Source organism: Pseudocitrobacter sp. 2023LY-00077, from assembly GCF_055796175.1.
This window is the reverse complement of the sequence record NZ_JBSPEI010000010.1, coordinates 1-18240: the sequence shown is the minus strand read 5'-3', so window position 1 is coordinate 18240 and position 18240 is coordinate 1. Positions and strand designations below refer to the sequence as shown.

17 protein-coding genes, 1 pseudogene and 1 other annotated feature are annotated in these 18240 nt (G+C 54.6%); of the genes and pseudogenes, 5 read left to right on the top strand and 13 right to left on the bottom strand.

Annotated elements, in window-relative coordinates:
• Positions 1-33: 33 nt before the first annotated feature.
• Positions 34-987, bottom strand: a complete 954-nt coding sequence (tal, locus tag ACWWFX_RS13950) for a transaldolase (protein ID WP_276221929.1) — start codon at positions 985-987, stop codon at positions 34-36.
• 251 nt (positions 988-1238) lie between these two features.
• Between tal and ACWWFX_RS13945 the strand changes: the two genes are divergently transcribed.
• A complete protein-coding gene (locus ACWWFX_RS13945) occupies positions 1239-2669 on the top strand; it encodes an alanine/glycine:cation symporter family protein (protein ID WP_276221927.1) in 1431 nt (476 codons plus the stop codon).
• Between the two features lie 77 nt (positions 2670-2746).
• Positions 2747-3523, top strand: a complete 777-nt coding sequence (gene yaaA, locus ACWWFX_RS13940) for a peroxide stress protein YaaA (protein ID WP_473224069.1) — start codon at positions 2747-2749, stop codon at positions 3521-3523.
• A gap of 36 nt (positions 3524-3559) precedes the next feature.
• Here the strand turns inward: yaaA and ACWWFX_RS13935 are convergent, their stop codons facing one another.
• The 6 genes from ACWWFX_RS13935 to yjjY form a co-directional block, all read right to left on the bottom strand.
• Positions 3560-3904 carry a DUF2502 domain-containing protein gene (locus ACWWFX_RS13935; RefSeq protein WP_473224068.1) on the bottom strand — a complete coding sequence of 115 codons (345 nt, stop codon included), beginning with the start codon at positions 3902-3904 and terminating at the stop codon, positions 3560-3562.
• Positions 3905-4103: 199 nt separating this feature from the next.
• Positions 4104-5390: a threonine synthase gene (gene thrC / locus ACWWFX_RS13930; RefSeq protein ID WP_276221922.1), complete on the bottom strand. Its 1287-nt coding sequence runs from the start codon at positions 5388-5390 to the stop codon at positions 4104-4106.
• A gap of 3 nt (positions 5391-5393) precedes the next feature.
• A complete protein-coding gene (thrB, locus tag ACWWFX_RS13925; RefSeq protein ID WP_276221920.1) occupies positions 5394-6323 on the bottom strand; it encodes a homoserine kinase in 930 nt (309 codons plus the stop codon).
• A gap of 1 nt (position 6324) precedes the next feature.
• The gene (gene thrA, locus ACWWFX_RS13920) at positions 6325-8787 is read right to left on the bottom strand and encodes a bifunctional aspartate kinase/homoserine dehydrogenase I (RefSeq protein ID WP_473224067.1); all 2463 of its coding nucleotides are present in this window, start codon (positions 8785-8787) and stop codon (positions 6325-6327) included.
• Between the two features lie 25 nt (positions 8788-8812).
• Positions 8813-8930: a sequence feature (Thr leader region), on the bottom strand.
• 220 nt (positions 8931-9150) lie between these two features.
• Complete coding sequence (locus tag ACWWFX_RS13915; protein ID WP_276221916.1) at positions 9151-9837, bottom strand: tRNA/rRNA methyltransferase; 687 nt, start codon at positions 9835-9837, stop codon at positions 9151-9153.
• A gap of 400 nt (positions 9838-10237) precedes the next feature.
• Positions 10238-10378 carry a YjjY family protein gene (yjjY, locus tag ACWWFX_RS13910; RefSeq protein WP_001622273.1) on the bottom strand — a complete coding sequence of 47 codons (141 nt, stop codon included), beginning with the start codon at positions 10376-10378 and terminating at the stop codon, positions 10238-10240.
• A 95-nt stretch (positions 10379-10473) separates the two neighbouring features.
• Here yjjY and arcA point away from each other — a divergent pair, with 95 nt between their 5' ends.
• On the top strand, positions 10474-11190 hold the full coding sequence (gene arcA, locus ACWWFX_RS13905) for a two-component system response regulator ArcA (protein WP_015966004.1): 717 nt from the start codon (positions 10474-10476) through the stop codon (positions 11188-11190).
• Between the two features lie 88 nt (positions 11191-11278).
• Here the strand turns inward: arcA and creD are convergent, their stop codons facing one another.
• From creD to creA, 4 genes are read right to left on the bottom strand one after another with little or no spacing between them, the layout of a single operon-like run.
• Positions 11279-12628, bottom strand: coding sequence for a cell envelope integrity protein CreD (creD, locus tag ACWWFX_RS13900; protein WP_276221912.1), 1350 nt, complete (start codon positions 12626-12628; stop codon positions 11279-11281).
• 57 nt (positions 12629-12685) lie between these two features.
• A complete protein-coding gene (gene creC / locus ACWWFX_RS13895; RefSeq protein WP_276221910.1) occupies positions 12686-14110 on the bottom strand; it encodes a two-component system sensor histidine kinase CreC in 1425 nt (474 codons plus the stop codon).
• Positions 14110-14799, bottom strand: coding sequence for a two-component system response regulator CreB (gene creB / locus ACWWFX_RS13890; protein ID WP_473224066.1), 690 nt, complete (start codon positions 14797-14799; stop codon positions 14110-14112). The genes creC and creB overlap by 1 nt, the downstream gene beginning before the upstream one ends.
• Before the next feature lie 12 nt (positions 14800-14811).
• Complete coding sequence (gene creA / locus ACWWFX_RS13885) at positions 14812-15285, bottom strand: protein CreA (RefSeq protein ID WP_015966008.1); 474 nt, start codon at positions 15283-15285, stop codon at positions 14812-14814.
• Positions 15286-15497: 212 nt separating this feature from the next.
• Between creA and robA the strand changes: the two genes are divergently transcribed.
• The gene (gene robA / locus ACWWFX_RS13880) at positions 15498-16367 is read left to right on the top strand and encodes an MDR efflux pump AcrAB transcriptional activator RobA (protein ID WP_108475467.1); all 870 of its coding nucleotides are present in this window, start codon (positions 15498-15500) and stop codon (positions 16365-16367) included.
• Here robA and gpmB read toward each other — a convergent pair.
• Complete coding sequence (gene gpmB / locus ACWWFX_RS13875; RefSeq protein ID WP_015966010.1) at positions 16364-17011, bottom strand: 2,3-diphosphoglycerate-dependent phosphoglycerate mutase GpmB; 648 nt, start codon at positions 17009-17011, stop codon at positions 16364-16366. The genes robA and gpmB overlap by 4 nt on opposite strands.
• Positions 17012-17063: 52 nt before the next feature.
• Between gpmB and ACWWFX_RS13870 the strand changes: the two are divergent.
• Positions 17064-17342: pseudogene (locus tag ACWWFX_RS13870) on the top strand (DUF84 family protein); the annotation flags it as partial.
• Between the two features lie 109 nt (positions 17343-17451).
• Here the strand turns inward: ACWWFX_RS13870 and ACWWFX_RS13865 are convergent.
• Entirely contained in the window at positions 17452-18018 is a 567-nt protein-coding gene (locus ACWWFX_RS13865) for a recombinase family protein (RefSeq protein WP_473224065.1), read from the bottom strand.
• Positions 18019-18240: the final 222 nt, after the last annotated feature.

Here is an 18240-nt window from a genome sequence, read left to right as displayed (position 1 = left end):
GCGCGGGTTATTTATGCGGAACCTAAGGCTGAATTACAGCAGGTCGCCGATCATTTTTTCCAGTTTTTCCTGGTCGATAGCAAACTTACGGATACCTTCCGCCAGTTTATCAACGGCCATCGGGTCCTGGTTGTGCTGCCACAGGAACTCAGACTCAGTGATACGCGCCGGACGCGCTTTCACTTCGCCGGTGTAAGCCAGTTTACGCTCGATAGCGCCTTCGCTTTCAGCCAGCTCTTTCAGCAGTGCCGGAGCGATGGTCAGGCGGTCACAGCCAGCCAGTTCCAGAATTTCGCCGATATTACGGAAGCTTGCGCCCATCACGACAGTTTCGTAGCCGTGCTGTTTGTAATATTCGTAGATTTCGCTCACGGAAACCACGCCCGGATCTTCAGCCGGTGCGTACTCTTTCTTGTCGGTATTGGTTTTATACCAGTCAAGAATACGGCCCACGAACGGGGAGATCAGGAACACGCCCGCTTCGGCGCAAGCGCGAGCCTGTGCGAAGGAGAACAGCAGCGTCAGGTTACAGTTGATACCGTCTTTTTCCAGCTGCTCAGCGGCACGAATGCCCTGCCAGGTGGACGCCAGTTTGATCAGAATACGGTCGTTGCTGATGCCAGCATCGTTGTAAAGCTTGATCAGACGTTTTGCTTTGGCGATAGACGCATCGGTGTCATAGGAAAGGCGCGCATCCACTTCGGTGGAGATACGGCCCGGGACCAGTTTCAGGATTTCCAGGCCAATGTTTACGGCCAGCTTATCGGTAGCATCGACAACCTGCTGCGCGCGATCGCTGCTCTGGCTACGCGCCCAGGCAATCGCTTCGTCGATCAGTTTACGATACTCAGGGATCTGAGCGGCGCCCAGAATCAGAGAAGGGTTAGTTGTCGCATCCTGAGGCTGATACAGCTTCATCGCCGCGATGTCTCCGGTGTCAGCCACTACGGTTGTGTACTGACGTAGAGATGTCAATTTGTCCGTCATGATAGTGTTTCTCTTTAAACAGCTGTTAGGGGGATGTAACCGGTCTTCTTCGATGATATCACGCCCCAACGTCAGCGCAACTGCCGGAGTCCAGAGAGCGCAGAGTATGATAAACTGATTCATTCAACATTCAGGGCTGGCAATGGTTTGCCCTTAAATTGGTAACGCTTACACGGGCTGAATCGAATCGTGCTTTTCGCGGTCATTTTGCACATTGGGCCCCTGTTTCGGCATAAACAAGAGGACGTTTAATGCCTGATTTCCTTTCTTTTATCGGCGAAATCCTTTGGGGTTCCGTGATGATCTACCTGCTCCTCGGATGCGGAGTCTGGTTTACCTGGCGTACCGGTTACGTACAGTTTCGCTATATCCGCCAGTTTGGCAAAAGTCTGAAAGGTAGCCTGACGCCGCAAAAAGGGGGGTTAACCTCTTTCCAGGTATTATGCGTCAGCCTGGCCGCACGCGTTGGCAGCGGCAATCTGGCGGGCGTCGCCATCGCCATTACCGTCGGTGGGCCCGGGGCGGTCTTCTGGATGTGGGTTTCAGCCATCGTCGGTATGGCCAGTAGCTTCGCCGAGTCTTCACTGGCGCAACTCTATAAAGAAAAAGACGACGCGGGACATTTTCGCGGCGGCCCCGCATGGTACATGGAGCGCGGATTAGGCATGCGCTGGATGGGCGTGGTCTTTTCGATTTTCCTGCTGCTGGCTTATGGCCTGATCTTCAATACTGTTCAGGCCAATTCGATGGCCCGCTCGCTGGAATTTGCTTTCGATACGCCGAAGCTCGCCACCGGGATCATCGCCGGGATCGCCGTTATGCTGTTGATAACACGTAGCCTGAGGCAACTCGCGCGCATGATGCAATGGCTGGCACCACTGATGGCCATTCTGTGGGTCGGCGCCAGTCTCATCATCAGTCTCTGGCACATCGTGGAGATCCCGGCACTTATCGAAATGATCGTGCGCAGTGCCTTTGGCTGGCAGGAAGCCGCCTCGGGCGCAGTGGGATACACCATCAGTCAGGCTATTACTAACGGTTTTCAGCGCGGGATGTTCTCTAATGAAGCCGGCATGGGTTCTACGCCTAATATTGCGGCAGCAGCAGCCTCCTGGCCACCGCATCCTGCGGCTCAGGGCATCGTCCAAATGATTGGGGTATTTATCGATACTGTTATCATCTGTACCGCCAGTGCAATGGTCGTTTTACTCTCCGGCCACGATACTGAAATAGTGACTCACAGCGGTGTTCACCTGATCCAACAGTCGATGAATATGTTGGTTGGCGACTGGGGTGCAGGTTTTGTGGCCTTTATCATGGTGCTCTTTGCCATAACGTCCATCGTCGCAAACTATCTCTACGCCAAAAACAACCTGGTTTTCTTACGCCTGCACAACCGCGTAACCGTTTGGATTTTGAGGGTAGTCACCCTTCTTATGGTGCTGGCGGGTAGCCTGTTGAGTATGCCAGTAATCTGGCAACTGGCAGACGTCATTATGGCGCTCATGGCAATCACCAACCTGACAGCCTTGTTACTGCTTTCTCCGGTAGTGCGCATCATTGCCCGCGACTATCTGCGCCAGCGAAAACTGGGCGTGCAGCCGGTGTTCAATGCCCGCTATTATCCGGATATCGAACAGCAGCTGGCCCCTGGCGCGTGGGATGAGCCGCCGCGCGAATAGCGCGGCAATCACAGCAATCGATCCGCTCACCCGCTTTTTTTGTTAAAGTTGAGTGAAATTTTTAGTAAGGACTGGATATGCTGATTCTGATCTCCCCCGCGAAGACGCTCGATTATCAAAGCGAGCTGGCGACCACGCGCTACACCCAGCCCGAGCTGCTGGACCACTCTCAACAGCTGATTCGCGAAGCGCGGAAACTTTCCGCGCCGCAAATCAAAAAGCTGATGGGCATTAGTGACAAGCTGGCGGATCTCAACGCCACCCGTTTCCACGACTGGCAACCTGATTTCACGCCGGACAACGCCCGCCAGGCGATACTGGCCTTTAAAGGCGACGTCTACACGGGCCTGCAGGCAGAAACCTTCAGCGAGGCGGATTTCGATTTCGCCCAGAAACACCTGCGCATGCTTTCCGGCCTGTACGGCGTACTGCGCCCGCTGGATTTAATGCAGCCTTATCGTCTTGAGATGGGGATTCGTCTGGAGAACACTCGCGGGAAAGACCTGTACCAGTTCTGGGGCGACATCATCACGGAAAAACTGAATTCGGCGCTGGACTCACAGGGCGATGATATCGTGGTCAATCTGGCGTCCGATGAGTATTTCAAATCGGTAAAACCGAAGGCGCTTAAGGGCCGCATTATTAAGCCGGTCTTCCTCGATGAAAAAAACGGCAAGTTCAAAGTCATTAGCTTCTACGCCAAGAAAGCGCGCGGGCTGATGAGCCGCTTTATGATTGAGAACCGCCTGACGAAGCCGGAACAGCTGTCGACGTTTAACAGTGAAGGGTATTTCTTTGATGAGGCATCATCCACGACGGATGAACTGGTGTTTAAGCGTCACGAGCAGGCATAAACAAAACGGCGCGGTAAATACCGCGCCGTAGAAGCATTAACGATGGCCGTTCCCCTGGCCGGGGCGATAATCATTCTTGCCACCGTGATTACCGGGGCCGCCATGGTTATCGTTATGTTTGTGCTTGTCACGATTATCATGATGCGGTTTCGGTGGTTTTGGCGGGTTATGCGCATGCCAGCGGTTATCGCGCCACTCATAGTGGTTATTCCAGTAATCACGGTCGCGCCAGTGGCCGCCATCCCAGTAATTACCGTTATTATCGCGATCGCCAATCTGGAGCTTCACAGCAGGGATCAGGGTGATTTCTGCTGCATGAACCATCGCCGGAGCCGCCAGCATCATAGACAGTGCAAGGATCACAGGTTTCAACTTCGACATAGGTTATTCCTCATTCATCATCTGCCTTTCGGCCTATGAGATAAGAATAACCTTATAGGACGACGGTTGTTATTCTCCGCAATCCTATTCTGTGATGGCCCGCATCTATTGGTAATTCCTGCGTTTTTCCTGCTTTTTCCGTCCACATTCTCTCCACAATTGCCCGCTTAGCGGGCAATCAGGAGAGGACACCTGTGGATTACGCCTGACTCATCATCAACTGGCGCAGCGCGGCAAAATCCGCCGGCAGGTTATGGGAGAGCAGCGGCAGATCGGCACGGTCCGCCAGTTCTTTCGGCAGCGGCAGTGTTTCCTGCAAAATTTCTTCCACGCTCTCTTTAAACTTCGCCGGATGCGCCGTGCCAAGGAACAGACCATATTCGCCTGGGTTGAGCTGATCGCGCAGCGCGCGGTAAGCCACCGCCGCGTGAGGTTCAGACAAATACCCCAGCCCACGCAGTTCGCGCATGGTCGCTTTGGTGGTTTCATCATCCACGGCGGCATAGCCCAGCTCGTTCAGACGCCAGATTTTACGGCGGAACAGCTCTTCCACGCGCGGCCAGTTGTTCGGCTGGCTGACATCCATGGCATTAGACAGCGTCGCCTGCGTCGATTTCGGTGCCCATTCGCCCTGTTGCAGGAAGCGCGGCACGGTATCATTGACGTTAGTGGCAGCGATAAAGCGTTTTACGGGCAGGCCAAGGGATTTCGCCAGCAAGCCTGCGGTCAGGTCACCGAAGTTACCGCTTGGCACAGAGACCACCAGTTGATTACGGGCTTCCTGCGGCAGTTGCGCGACCGCTTCGAAGTAGTAGCAAATCTGCGCCAGCAGGCGGCTGATGTTAATGGAGTTAGCCGAGTTAAGCCCCAGCGCCACTTTCAGCTCTTCGTCGTCGAAGGCTTGTTTCACCAACGCCTGGCAGGCATCGAAATCGCCGTCGATGGCCACAGTTTCAATGTTGCCGCCCAGGGTACAGAACAGTTTTTCCTGCAACGGGCTGATTTTGCCGCGCGGGTAAAGGATAACCACGCGTACGTTTGGCAGGCCATAAAACGCATGCGCCACCGCCGCGCCAGTATCGCCAGACGTTGCGGTCAGAATGGTAACCGGTTTGTCGCCGCTGATATGGGTCAGCATCTGCGCCATAAAGCGACCACCAAAGTCTTTAAATGCCAGGGTCGGGCCGTGGAACAGCTCCAGACAGCCGACGTCTTCCTGCACCTGGCTTACCGGCGCCGGGAAGGCAAAGGCTGCGCGAACGCGCTCTTCCAGCAACTCCTGCGGGATTTCATCGCCGATGAACGCGGAGAGGATTTTCGCGCTGCGCGGCACGAAGTCCATTTCCAGCATCTCATCCACCTCAGTGAGGTTGAACTCCGGCAGGTCGTGCGGGAAAAACAGCCCCTGATTCTTGCCCAGGCCCTGGGTGATGGCCTGCGCGAAGCTGACCTGCTCGTTGTGATCTTTTAAGTTATAGAGTTTCATCGGTTATCCCACTACTCGTGCGCCCGCCGTGTCCAGCCGGCAAATATGAACGAAGCCTTCCTGATTTTGCAGATAATGTTTGCCCAGCCAGTCGGCCACGCGCTGCGCGGTATCTGGTTTATCACACAGGGCGAACAGCGTCGGCCCGGAACCGGAAATACCACAGGCGAGTGCGCCAATCTCCGCCACCGCCTGGCGCGCCTGGCTGAAGCCTGGCAGCAGTTTGGTGCGATACGGTTCGGCAATCACATCTTTCATCAATTTCGCCGCCAGCAGAGGCTGGCGGGAATAACAGGCATGAATAAAACCGGCCAGATGGCGGCCATGCGCAATACAGTCCTGACGGCGATACTGGGCGGGCAAAATCGCCCGCGCTTCCGCCGTCGATACTTTGATACCGGGGTATGCCAGCACCCACAGCCATTCATCAAACCCCGGAACCTGCTGGCTGATGATGCCGTTTTCCTCGATCATTAGTTGCATGCCGCCCAGATAGCACGGCGCAACGTTATCGTAATGCACGCTGCCGGAGATACGCCCTTCCATCTCGCCCATCAGGGCCAGCATGCGGGTTTCGTCCAGCGGCTTACCGCAGAATTCATTCAGCGCCACCAGCGCCGCCACCACGGAACAGGCGCTGGAACCCAGCCCGGAACCAATCGGCATGTTTTTTTCGAGTGTCATCGCCACCGGAACGGTTTTACCGATTTCCTGGCAGTAACGTTCCCAGCACTGATAAACGATATTCTCTTTTGGCTCAGTCGGTAATTTATCGGCAAAACGCCCGACATTACGCAGACTGAAGCTTTCCGCCGCGTCTACCGACACGTTATCGCCCAACAGGCTGCCGTCGATGGGCGTCACCGCCGCGCCTAATACATCGAACCCGACGCTCATATTGGCACTGGAAGCCGGGGCATATACTTTGACCATCTTAAACTCCTAACTTCCATGACAGGGTACGTAACAGGTCAGCGAACACCCCGGCGGCCGTGACGTCGTTCCCCGCACCGTAGCCGCGCAGAACCAGCGGCAGCGGTTGATAATAGTGGCTGTAAAACGCCAGCGCGTTCTCGCCGTTTTTGACTTTGTAGAGCGGATCGTTACCGTCAACGGCGTCGATCTTCACGCGGCACACGCCGTCTTCGTCAATGTTACCGACGTAGCGCAGCACTTTACCTTCATCGCGCGCTTTCGCCACGCGGGCGGAAAATTCGTCATCCAACTGCGGCAGACGCACCATAAAGCTTTCAGTATCGCCTGAAGCATCAAAGCTTTCCGGCAGCACCGACTCCACCACCATATCACTCAATTCGAGGCTACGTCCGGTTTCGCGGGCTAAAATAAGTAGCTTACGCGCCACGTCCATCCCTGAGAGGTCATCACGCGGGTCGGGTTCGGTATAGCCCATTTCGCGCGCCACTTTTGTTGCTTCAGAGAAACTCATGCCTTCATCCAGCTTGCCGAAGATAAACGACAGGGAGCCGGAAAGAATGCCGGAGAAGCGTTGCAGCTCATCACCCGCATTAAGCAGGTTTTGCAGGTTTTCGATCACCGGCAGGCCCGCGCCGACGTTGGTGTCGTAGAGGAATTTACGCCGCGATTTCTCTGCCGCGTGGCGCAGCTGGTGATAGTAATCCATCGACGAGGTGTTCGCCTTTTTGTTCGGCGTGACCACGTGGAAGCCTTCGCGCAGGAAGTCAGCATATTGATCGGCAACAGCCTGGCTGGAGGTACAGTCAACAATCACCGGATTGAGCAGGTGATACTCTTTCACCAGGCGAATCAGGCGGCCAAGGTTAAACGGCTCTTTTGCTTCTGCCAGTTCCGCCTGCCAGTTTTCAAGATTCAGGCCGTGCACACTGGTGAGCAGCGCTTTTGAATTAGCCACGCCGCACACGCGCAGGTCGATATGTTTGTTTTTCAGCCATGCCTGCTGGCGCTTGATTTGCTCCAGCAGCGCCCCGCCGACGCCACCGACGCCAACCACAAACACTTCAATCACCTGGTCGGTGTTGAACAGCATCTGATGCGTGACGCGCACGCCGGTAGTGGCATCGTCGTTGCTGACCACCACGGAAATCGAGCGCTCAGACGAGCCCTGGGCAATCGCCACGATGTTGATATTGGCGCGCGCCAGCGCGGCAAAGAACTTCGCCGAGATCCCGCGCAGGGTACGCATACCGTCGCCGACGACAGAGATAATCGCCAGGCGCTCCATGATCGCCAGCGGCTCCAGCAGCCCTTCTTTCAGCTCCAGATAGAACTCATCTTCCATCGCCTTCTTCGCCCGCGCGCAATCGCTTTGCGGCACGCAGAAACTGATGCTGTACTCGGACGATGATTGAGTGATCAACACCACGGAGATACCCGCGCGCGACATGGTGGCGAACACGCGCGCCGCCATGCCTACCATGCCCTTCATGCCGGGGCCGGAAACGCTGAACATCGCCATGTTGTTGAGGTTAGAAATGCCTTTCACCGGTAAATCATCTTCCGCGCTGCTGCCGCCAATTAGCGTACCTGGCGCTTGTGGGTTTCCGGTGTTTTTAATCAGGCAAGGGATCTGGAATTGAGCGATAGGGGCAATGGTACGAGGGTGAAGGACTTTCGCGCCGAAGTAGGAGAGCTCCATGGCCTCCTGATACGACATACTCTTCAGCAGGCGGGCGTCGGGCACCTGTCTCGGGTCGCAGGTATACACGCCATCGACATCGGTCCAGATTTCACAACAGTCGGCACGCAAACAGGCAGCCAGCACGGCGGCGGAGTAATCAGAGCCATTACGCCCCAGCACAACCAGTTCGCCCTTCTCATTGCCTGCGGTGAACCCGGCCATCAGGATCATATGGTCAGCCGGGATCTGGCTGGCGGCGATACGGCGGGTGGATTCGGCGATATCGACGGTAGATTCGAGGTAATGGCCCGTCGCCAGCAGTTTTTCGACCGGATCGATAACCGTCACGTTGTGGCCGCGAGCACGCAGCAGCCCCGCCATGATGGCGATAGAGAGTTTTTCGCCCCGGCAAATCAGCCCGGCGTTTACGCCGTCCGGGCACTGACCCAGCAGGCTGATACCATGCAGAATGTGTTTGATTTGGGCAAATTCGCTGTCGACCGTTTGTTTGAGTTCAACCAGCGGGAACCCCGGCTGGGCCGCAGCAAGCCCCTGAAGAAGTTCGGAAAAAATGCGTTCAGCGTCGTCGATATTGGAAAGGGCATCCACCCCGCCGATGGTTTTTTCGATCATCGCCACCAGGTGATTAGTGATTTTCGCCGGGGCAGAGAGCACGGTCGCTACCTGCCCCTGCCTGGCGTTGCTCTCCAGGATATCGGCAACACGCAGAAAACGTTCTGCATTTGCCACTGATGTACCGCCGAACTTCAAGACTCGCATGGTTGTTACCTCGTTACCTTTGGTCGAAAAAAAAGCCCGCACTGTTTAGGTGCGGGCTTTTTTCTGTGTTTCCTGTACGCGTCAGCCCGCACCGTTACCTGTGGTAATAGTGGTGGTTGTCATGGTGATAATCATGCTGATGCGAATCATGGATGTTGTGTGCTCTGTTATTTTTACGCTGTCTGTGCGCTGTACCTATATTGGTTAAAGTATCTGCCCGCTTAAGTCAACGAATTTTTAAGTTCGTCACGTTTCGCAACCACTTCACAACCCGCCGTCAGGGCGGGAATTTTCAACCTTTAAACCCAACACCACCGTAACAAAGCAGACACTTTCACCGTAAAGCAAAAAACTAACAGAATTTTACTCTGTGAGTTTTTTTTCAATATCATGCAGCAAACGATGCAACATTGCCGTATCGCGCTGTTCAAGTAAGCCGATTCGTTGTTGCAGCCAGTCAGCCAGTTTTACATCATCGGCGACCTCAAGTTGAGACAGCAGCGCCGTGATTCGCGCACGTAATGCCTGGAGCTGATTTTCACCGCCGGAAGTTAGCGGTTGCGGCGAATGCTGCAACAGGGAAGAGAGTTGATAGCAGTACACCATCACCGCCTGGCCGAGGTTCAGCGACGGGTAATCCGCCACCATCGGCACGCCGGTCAGCACGTCAGCCAGCGCCAGTTCATCATTGGTTAGCCCGGAATCTTCGCGGCCAAACACCAGCGCGGCGTGTCCCATCCACTGCGATTTTTCCACAAGCATCGGCAAAAGTTCCTGCGGCGTGGCGTAGTAATGGAACTTTGCCCGGCTGCGTGCGGTCGTAGCGACAGTAAAATCAACGTCATGCAGCGCATCGGCAAGGGTGGAATAGCAGGTGATGTTATCAATGATATCGCCAGAACCATGTGCGACCCAGCGGGTTGCTGGCTCCAGGTGGGCCTCGCTATCCACGATACGCAGGTCGCTAAACCCCATGGTTTTCATGGCTCTTGCGGCGGCGCCGATATTTTCAGCTCTTGCTGGTGAAACCAGCACTATCGATAAGCGCATTTAAAGTTCTCTTTCTCACGGGTGACGCGGCAAAAATGTGATGTAGTTCAACATATTGCGCAGCGCGAATTTACAAAATTGCAACAAAAATCACTGAAATGATGTTTCATAACATATAAAAGATACTAAACTATTCATGATGGAAACTATGTGCTTTAATGTTAACAGAGCTTATATATCCTCATGTTTATAAATACTATTTTCGTGCTGTTTAGCTCATCACCATTGGATTCAACGCATTTATCAGTTAATCTACGCAACTAATTGAGTTGTGGAAAAAATGTGATAAGCGTTAGCATTTAGCAGCGATGATTTCACCAAACTGTTAACGTGCTACAATTGAACTTGATATATGTCAACGAAGCGTAGGTTTATTGGCTGTCTGGCGCCTCTTAGCCTGTTATGTTGCTGTTAAAATGGTTAGGATGACAACCGTTTTTGACACTGTCGGGTCCAGAGGGAAAGTACCCACGACCAAGCTAATGATGTTGTTGACGTTGATGGAAAGTGCATCAAGAACGCAATTACGTACTTTAGTCATGTTACGCCGGTGATGTTAATTTACGACATGCATCAGGCAGGTCAGGGACTTTTGTACTTCCTGTTTCGATTTAGTTGGCAATTTAGGTAGCAAACATGCAGACCCCGCACATTCTTATCGTTGAAGACGAGTTGGTAACACGCAACACGTTAAAAAGTATTTTCGAAGCAGAAGGCTACGATGTTTTCGAAGCGACCGATGGCGCGGAAATGCATCAGATCCTCTCTGAAAATGATATCAACCTGGTGATCATGGATATCAACCTGCCAGGGAAAAACGGCCTTCTGCTGGCACGCGAACTGCGCGAGCAAGCAAACGTAGCGCTGATGTTCCTGACCGGACGCGACAATGAAGTCGACAAAATCCTCGGCCTGGAAATCGGTGCTGACGATTACATCACCAAACCGTTCAACCCGCGTGAACTGACCATCCGTGCGCGTAACCTGCTTTCTCGTACCATGAACCTGGGTACCGTCAGCGAAGAACGTCGCAGCGTGGAAAGCTACAAGTTCAACGGTTGGGAACTGGACATCAACAGTCGTTCTCTGGTGAGCCCTAACGGTGAGCAGTATAAGCTGCCGCGTAGCGAATTCCGCGCGATGCTGCACTTCTGCGAAAACCCAGGCAAAATTCAGTCTCGTGCTGAACTGCTGAAAAAAATGACCGGTCGCGAGCTGAAGCCGCATGACCGTACCGTTGACGTGACCATTCGTCGTATTCGTAAGCATTTCGAATCTACGCCGGACACGCCGGAAATCATTGCCACCATCCATGGTGAAGGTTACCGCTTCTGCGGCGAACTGCAGGAATAATTAAAAACGGCGCGTTAAGCGCCGTTTTCGTTTCTGCGGTTATCCAGATGTTGCCCGGCGGCGCTTCGCTTACCCGGGCCTGAAAGTCTTATTTCCAGATTCGTAACTCATCACTTTCCGGCAGTTTCGGAGCTTTTGGCAAACCCAGCGCATACCAGTCAAGATTTCGCGTCAGGAACATCACGCCGCACAGGGCTATCAGCAACACGCCCGTCCCCAACAGCAACGAACTCTCTTCCGAACGCAGAAGCCCCCACATCACGCCATCAAGCACCAGCAACGCCAGCGTAAACAACACGCTGCTGCGCCAGCTTTTCAACACCGCCTGCAAATACACGCCGTTCATCAGCGCGCCGACCAGGCTTGCGGTGACCCATGCCGGGGTAAAGCCGATATGCTCCGACAGTGCCAGCAGCAAAAAGTAGAACATCACCAGCGACAGCCCGACCAGCAGATACTGCATCGGGTGCATGCGTCGCCCGGTGAGCGTTTCAAAGACGAAGAAGGCCGTAAAGGTCAGGGCAATCAGCAAAAGCGCGTATTTGGTGGCGCGGTCAGTCAACTGATAGTGATCGGCGGGTGTCGCGACGGAAACGCTAAATGAAGGCAGTGCTGGTGAGGAAAATTTATCGGCCTCGGCGAAACGCTCACCCAGATTATTGGCAAACCAGCTGCTCTGCCAGCGTGCCTGAAAACCAGTGGGACTGACCTCGCGGGTCACGGGAAGAAAATCACCGATAAAGTTCGGATGCGGCCAGTTGCTGTTGAGCACCAGCTCGCTGTTCCGCCCAAGCGGTACCATCGAAAAATTGCCTGTACCACTCAGAACCAGTGAGAAATCGAGGTTAAATTTCTTCTGCGTAAAGGGGAGATTCGGCAACTGAACGTGCAACCCCTGCGACTCTCTGGCAATACCGGTGCCAGGCTCAACCAGCAACGGCGTGCCGTCCAGGCTCGGGGGATTCACCGCACCAATGCCGCGCGTGTCACCCACCGCCATCACCATAAACGGTTTACCTAACGTGATATTGTCGCGGTTGAGCGCCTCCAGCCGCGAAGTATCAAATTCGGCCTTAACGTTAATGTCCGTCTTCCACACCTGCCCTTCATAGATTCCCACTTTGCGCGGTTCAACGTTCTGATTGCCCTCCACCATCAATGATTCCGGCAGCCAGAAATGTATAAACGTGCGCTTTTGCGAAACCTCGTGGTTATTTTCCAGTGTGCTATACACTTCCGTGACCGGAATAGCGATCAGCGGCCCCACCAGCTTTTGTGGCCCGCTGGTGCTTTGGCCGATCGCCTCTTCGACCACGCTGCGGTAATCCGCGCGTTCAACAATCAGCCCTCTCACCACCATCAGTGGGATTAACAGCAACAGCATAGTGCCGACGAGGGTAACAATTTTTACAGCCAGCGGTGATTTTGATTTCGACATAACCTTCTCCTTTGCAATGGCAGCAGAGTAATCGGGCTATGTGCGGTGAGTTTGAAGTTATGTGAAGGGACGGTGAAGTGTGAACGTGGCTTCCACGCCACCCTGCTCTCGATTACGTAGCCGGACATCGCCCTGATGCAAACGCGCGACTTCGCTGACAAACGCCAGCCCCAGACCACTGCTTTTGTGACCGTTGGCGCGCGGCAGCGAATAGAAACGCTCAAAGATGCGCGGCAGGGCAAAATCAGGAATACCGCTGCCGGTATCGATAACGTTCAGCACCACGCTGTCGCCCTGCGCATCGGCGCTAAGGGTGATACTCCCCTGCTCCGGCGTAAAATCGATAGCGTTATCCAGCAGATTGCCCATCGCCTGCATCAGCAGGGCTTCATCCGCCGCCACGCTCAGGGTTGTCGGTTCGACATGCAGCGCAATTTGTTTTGCCGCCAGCGTGACGCTACGTGATTCCTGTAGCAGATTGAATAACGTCGCCACAGACACCGGCATGAGCGTAATCTCCTGGCGATTCTCCAGCCGCGCCTGACGGAGCAACGTTTCTACCAGCGCCTGCATTCGCGCGTTCTGCTGAAGAATATTGTCCGTAAAGCGCAAAACAACGTCCGGCGGCGGCCCTTCGCGTAAGATCTCCGCCGCACCGCGAATCGCCGCCAGTGGGCTTTTAAGCTCGTGCGTCAGGGCATAAACGTACTGCTCGATATAATTTTTGCCTTCCAGTTTCACGCGCATACTTTCCAGCGCCTGCGCCAGCTTGCGCAGTTCACTGCTGCCCAGTTCCGGTAACGGGACCGGCTGTTCAAGCGTGACCGAATCAGCGTAGTGCACCAGTTTACCGATAGAGCGGTTGATCCACAGAATCACGCCGCCGCCAATCAGCAGCGCAATACCCAGCAGCGCGCCCGCCGCCCATAGCATACGATGCTCGCTGCGCTTGATCACCGGCGCGATGGCGGCATTCGGTTTGCCGACGCTGAGCACGCCAATTATCCTGCCGTTATCAACAATCGGCGCGGCGACGTACATCACCGTGCTTTCGGGATCGCTGGGGTCCTGCGCGGTGCTTCGCGCGCCATATTCCCCGCGCAACGTCAGCCAAACATCGTTCCAGCGGGAGTAGTCCTGCCCGACGGCAATATTGGCCGAGTCAAAGACCACCCGCCCCTGCGCATCGGTCATGTAGACGTGATACTCATTGCGAACTTTATGGATACCGCTGATATTGGCGCGGAACGGCTGCGTGCTCAGCTGGCGAAAAGCCTGTGCCAGCTTGCCCTGCGCCGGATTACCCGCCAGCATGTCATCACGCGCCAGCGCCGCCAGCAGCGTCGCGGTGTCAATCAGCGTACCTTCCGTTGCGCGCCGCACGCCGGGCTTGATCTCCTGCACGAAGATCGACAACACGAACCAGCCCGCCACCGCCACGATCAGAAAGTAGCCCAGCAGTACACGCATGCCGATGCGCATCAGGCTTTCACCAGACTATAGCCGAGGCCACGATGGGTATTGATAGGCTGCCGTGATGGGTCGATCGCACGCAGCTTGGCGCGCAGGGTTTTGATGTGCGTATCCACGGTGCGATCGAAGCTTTCCGCCGCATCGCCCCAGACGATATCCATCAGCTGCTGACGCGAATAGACGCGCCCTGGCGACAGCAGCAGCGTTTTCAGCAGCAGAAATTCGTAGCGCGTCAGCAACAGCGGCTGGCCGCACCAGCTCACCTGCGCGGCGGGTTCATCGAGAAGAAAATCACCGACGCGCACCTGCGCAGGCGGCGTGGAAAACTTTTGCAAACGACGCAGGATCGTGCGCACGCGGGCGCAGACTTCACGCGGCGAAAACGGCTTGGCGACGTAGTCATCCGCGCCGATTTCCAGCCCCAGCAGTTTGTCCACTTCGTCGCTGCGCGCGGTGAGAAACAGCACCGGCAACGCCGCGTGGCGCGCCAGCAGCTGGCGGCACAATTCGAAACCGCTGATGTCCGGCAGGCCGACGTCAAGAATAGCCAGGTCTGGCAAGCGATGCCGCGCCTCTTCCAGCGCGGGCAGGCCGCGCTCAAACGCCCTGACGGTAAATCCCTCTTGTTGAAGCATGTAGATAAGCGTATCCGCGATGCTTATCTCATCTTCCACCAGCCAGATCAGCGGTTGTTGCATAGACGTTCCTTGTTATTTGCCCCACGGCATAATCGGCACCGCGCTTATGGCGTTTTTCGGCGAACCATCGACCACTTTATCGGAATAGGTGAGATACACCAGCGCATTACGCTTGCTGTCGTAGAAGCGGACAACCTGCAGCTTTTTAAAGACTAAAGAAGTCCGTTTCTGGAATACCACTTCACCCTGTGATTTCCCGTTTTTGATCTTATCCGAGAGTTCGATCGGGCCAACCTGCTGGCAGGAAATCGCGGCATCGGAGGTATCTTCCGCCAGTCCTAAACCACCTTTGATGCCACCGGTTTTCGCCCGGCTGATGTAGCAGGTAACGTTGGTGATATCCGGATCGTCAAAGGCTTCGACCACGATTTTGTGGTCAGGGCCAAACATTTTGAAAACGGTATCGACCGAGCCAATTTGTTCCGCATGTGCGCTAAAACCGCAGACACTCAGCACCAGACCCGCCACTAACTTCTTGTATTTCATATTGTTACCATTCCTGACGATTCGATTGAGTGATTATTCAACATTTCAGATATAAAGTATTGAAAGATCACACCTTTACAAATATTACGCCGCAACCCAATGTAAAAGCGCATGAATGCACAAAAAAAACACTGAATGCTAAAACATCAAAAAATGCTATTATCCGCTACCTTAGTATCAGGCACCTATAATTTTAAGGACGAGGACATTATATGGATCAGGCTGGGATTATTCGCGATCTCCTTGTATGGCTGGAAGGTCATCTGGATCAACCCCTGTCGCTTGATAATGTTGCGGCAAAAGCGGGCTATTCCAAGTGGCATTTGCAGCGGATGTTCAAAGATGTCACCGGTCATGCTATTGGCGCTTATATCCGCGCCCGACGTCTGTCGAAATCCGCCGTTGCGCTACGCCTGACTGCTCGCCCAATTTTAGACATTGCGCTGCAATATCGCTTCGATTCACAGCAAACCTTTACCCGTGCATTCAAAAAGCAGTTTGCTCTGACGCCTGCGCTCTATCGCCGCTCGCCGGACTGGAGCTCCTTCGGCATGCGTCCGCCGCTGCGCCTGGGTGAGTTCACCATGCCGCCGTATGAGTTTGTCACGCTGCCTGCTACGCCGCTGGTTGGGGTAACACAAAGCTATACCTGCAAACTGGAAGAGATTTCCGAATTCCGTCAGCAAATGCGCGTGCAGTTCTGGCAGGAGTTTCTGGGCAATTCACCGTCTATTCCTCCAACGCTTTACGGCCTGCATGAGCCGCGTCCGAGTCTGGAAAAAGACGATGAGCAGGAAGTGTTCTACACCACGGCAGTCACGCCAGATATGGCTAACGGCCACCTGAATAATTCGCATCCGGTGACGCTGGAAGGTGGCGAGTACGTGATGTTCACGTATGAAGGTTTGGGTACGGGGCTACAGGAATTTATCCTCACGCTTTACGGCACCTGCATGCCAATGCTCAATCTGACCCGTCGTAAGGGCCTGGATATCGAACGTTTCTTCCCGCAGGACGAAGCGCGGGACCAGGAGCCACCAATTCAGTTGCGCTGCGAATACCTGATCCCAATTCGTCGTTAACGCTGCAGTTCGTCTAACGCAGGGGCGTCCAGATGTGAGACGTCGCCTGCGGTTTCCACCACCCATCCCGACGCCAGCCAGGCACTCTGCTGGTGATCAACTCGCGAAATAGAGCAGTTACGCAGACGTAAACGGCGCTCCGCATACGCAGGAAGGCCGAGAATGGTGCTCACCAGGCAACCCAGCGCGATACCGTGGCTGACCAGCAGCGGACGACTTCCCGGCGGCAGTTCCAGACAGCTTTGCAGCGCGCTGTGCATGCGCTCGCTCAGCTCCTGCATCGATTCCCCTTCCGGGATACGGCCATCCGGTGTACCGTTGACCAGTTGACGGCGCCACGCTTCTTCTTCCGCCGTTAACGTGTCGATATGGCGCTGTTCCAGCACGCCCATATTCAGCTCACGCAGACGCGGGTCGGCGATCACTTCGCAACCGCAGGCATCAGCGATGATCTCTGCAGTGCGACGGGTACGGCCAAGATCGCTGGTGATGATATGGGTGATCCCCAGTGAGCGAACGCGATCGCCCACTTGCTTTGCCTGATCCTCACCTTTCTGGGTGAGCGGACTATCAGACTGGCCCTGAATACGCCGTTCGGCGTTCCACTGCGTTTCGCCATGGCGAACAAGGTATACCTGTAACATGTCTTTCTTCCGTATACTGCGGTGATGTTAAATCTTATGAGTTGTTCTGATTATGCACAATGTTGTCACAGCTACCACCAATCCTGCCAAAATTCAGGCAATTCTTGCTGCATTTGAGCTGATCTACGGTGAAGGATCCTGCCATATTGACGCTATCTCCGTCGACACTGGCGTGCCTGAACAGCCGATTGGCAGTGTAGAAACGCGCGCTGGCGCACGAAATCGCGTGGAGAACGCCCGTGCCGTACGCCCGAATGCCGATTTTTGGGTGGCGATTGAAGCGGGTATTGATGAAGGTAGTACCTTCAGTTGGGTGGTAATTGAGAGCGCAGTGTAGCGCGGCGATTTTTTTTGCACCAAAACGCGCTGGATTTTGCACTCCAACAGAAGCCCAAAAACCTGCATTATGCACTGTGCAAAATTAATCGCCGCTGACCTTATCACCCCAAACTTGCATCCCCCATGGCTGGGTATCGTTTGTATAAAGTCGATAGCCCGATACCAAATTGCTGAGCGATCTCCCGATGCGATAATCCCGCATCAAGCAGCCCCTCAACCTGTGCCCAGTGCTCATCATCAAACTTAGGTCTACGGCCACCCACGCGCCCCTTAGCCCGAGCGACTGCGAGGCCAGCTAATGTCCTCTCACTGTTCAGGTCCGATTCGTACTGCGCCGCTGAGAGAATATTACGGAAATTATACCGCCCACTCGCTGTACTAAGGTCGACTCCGTCGGTAATAGAGCGAATATTAACGTTACGTTCAGCCAGGCTCTGGAACGTCAGCAGCGCATGAAGCACGTTGCGACCAATACGGTCGAGTTTCCAGATGACCAGTTCATCACCTGGTTCCAGCATGTCCACCACCTTCTTGAGGATGGGACGGTTAGTCTTACGGCCAGATGCCTTCTCTTCAAAAATCAGTTTGCATCCAGCTGCTGTGAGAGCCTGCATCTGCAATTCCGTGTCCTGGTGGTTACTCGATACTCGCGCATACCCAATAATCATAAAGTGCTCTCCTCTGTGTCTGTAAGACCAGGTTATCAGACTCACTCATTTTTCTAATAGGTTCGTCGACACTAAAATCGAGCCATCCACAAAAGGTTCGTTTGGGAGAGGCCGCAAAACGGAACGTGGGAACTGGTGCGAATCAGATACCAGATATGTCCTCCTGGACGTTCGGAGTTGGCCTCATTGACACGCCACTGGTTAAGTTTCGATTTGGCTCTG

Bases quoted from the DNA above. Each gene is read 5' to 3' on its own strand.
- tal (WP_276221929.1), bottom strand. From the start codon at position 987: ATGACGGACAAATTGACATCTCTACGTCAGTACACAACCGTAGTGGCT.
- ACWWFX_RS13945 (WP_276221927.1), top strand. From the start codon at position 1,239: ATGCCTGATTTCCTTTCTTTTATCGGCGAAATCCTTTGGGGTTCCGTG.
- yaaA (WP_473224069.1), top strand. From the start codon at position 2,747: ATGCTGATTCTGATCTCCCCCGCGAAGACGCTCGATTATCAAAGCGAG.
- ACWWFX_RS13935 (WP_473224068.1), bottom strand. From the start codon at position 3,904: ATGTCGAAGTTGAAACCTGTGATCCTTGCACTGTCTATGATGCTGGCG.
- thrC (WP_276221922.1), bottom strand. From the start codon at position 5,390: ATGAAACTCTATAACTTAAAAGATCACAACGAGCAGGTCAGCTTCGCG.
- thrB (WP_276221920.1), bottom strand. From the start codon at position 6,323: ATGGTCAAAGTATATGCCCCGGCTTCCAGTGCCAATATGAGCGTCGGG.
- thrA (WP_473224067.1), bottom strand. From the start codon at position 8,787: ATGCGAGTCTTGAAGTTCGGCGGTACATCAGTGGCAAATGCAGAACGT.
- ACWWFX_RS13915 (WP_276221916.1), bottom strand. From the start codon at position 9,837: ATGCGCTTATCGATAGTGCTGGTTTCACCAGCAAGAGCTGAAAATATC.
- yjjY (WP_001622273.1), bottom strand. From the start codon at position 10,378: ATGACTAAAGTACGTAATTGCGTTCTTGATGCACTTTCCATCAACGTC.
- arcA (WP_015966004.1), top strand. From the start codon at position 10,474: ATGCAGACCCCGCACATTCTTATCGTTGAAGACGAGTTGGTAACACGC.
- creD (WP_276221912.1), bottom strand. From the start codon at position 12,628: ATGTCGAAATCAAAATCACCGCTGGCTGTAAAAATTGTTACCCTCGTC.
- creC (WP_276221910.1), bottom strand. From the start codon at position 14,110: ATGCGCATCGGCATGCGTGTACTGCTGGGCTACTTTCTGATCGTGGCG.
- creB (WP_473224066.1), bottom strand. From the start codon at position 14,799: ATGCAACAACCGCTGATCTGGCTGGTGGAAGATGAGATAAGCATCGCG.
- creA (WP_015966008.1), bottom strand. From the start codon at position 15,285: ATGAAATACAAGAAGTTAGTGGCGGGTCTGGTGCTGAGTGTCTGCGGT.
- robA (WP_108475467.1), top strand. From the start codon at position 15,498: ATGGATCAGGCTGGGATTATTCGCGATCTCCTTGTATGGCTGGAAGGT.
- gpmB (WP_015966010.1), bottom strand. From the start codon at position 17,011: ATGTTACAGGTATACCTTGTTCGCCATGGCGAAACGCAGTGGAACGCC.
- ACWWFX_RS13865 (WP_473224065.1), bottom strand. From the start codon at position 18,018: ATGATTATTGGGTATGCGCGAGTATCGAGTAACCACCAGGACACGGAA.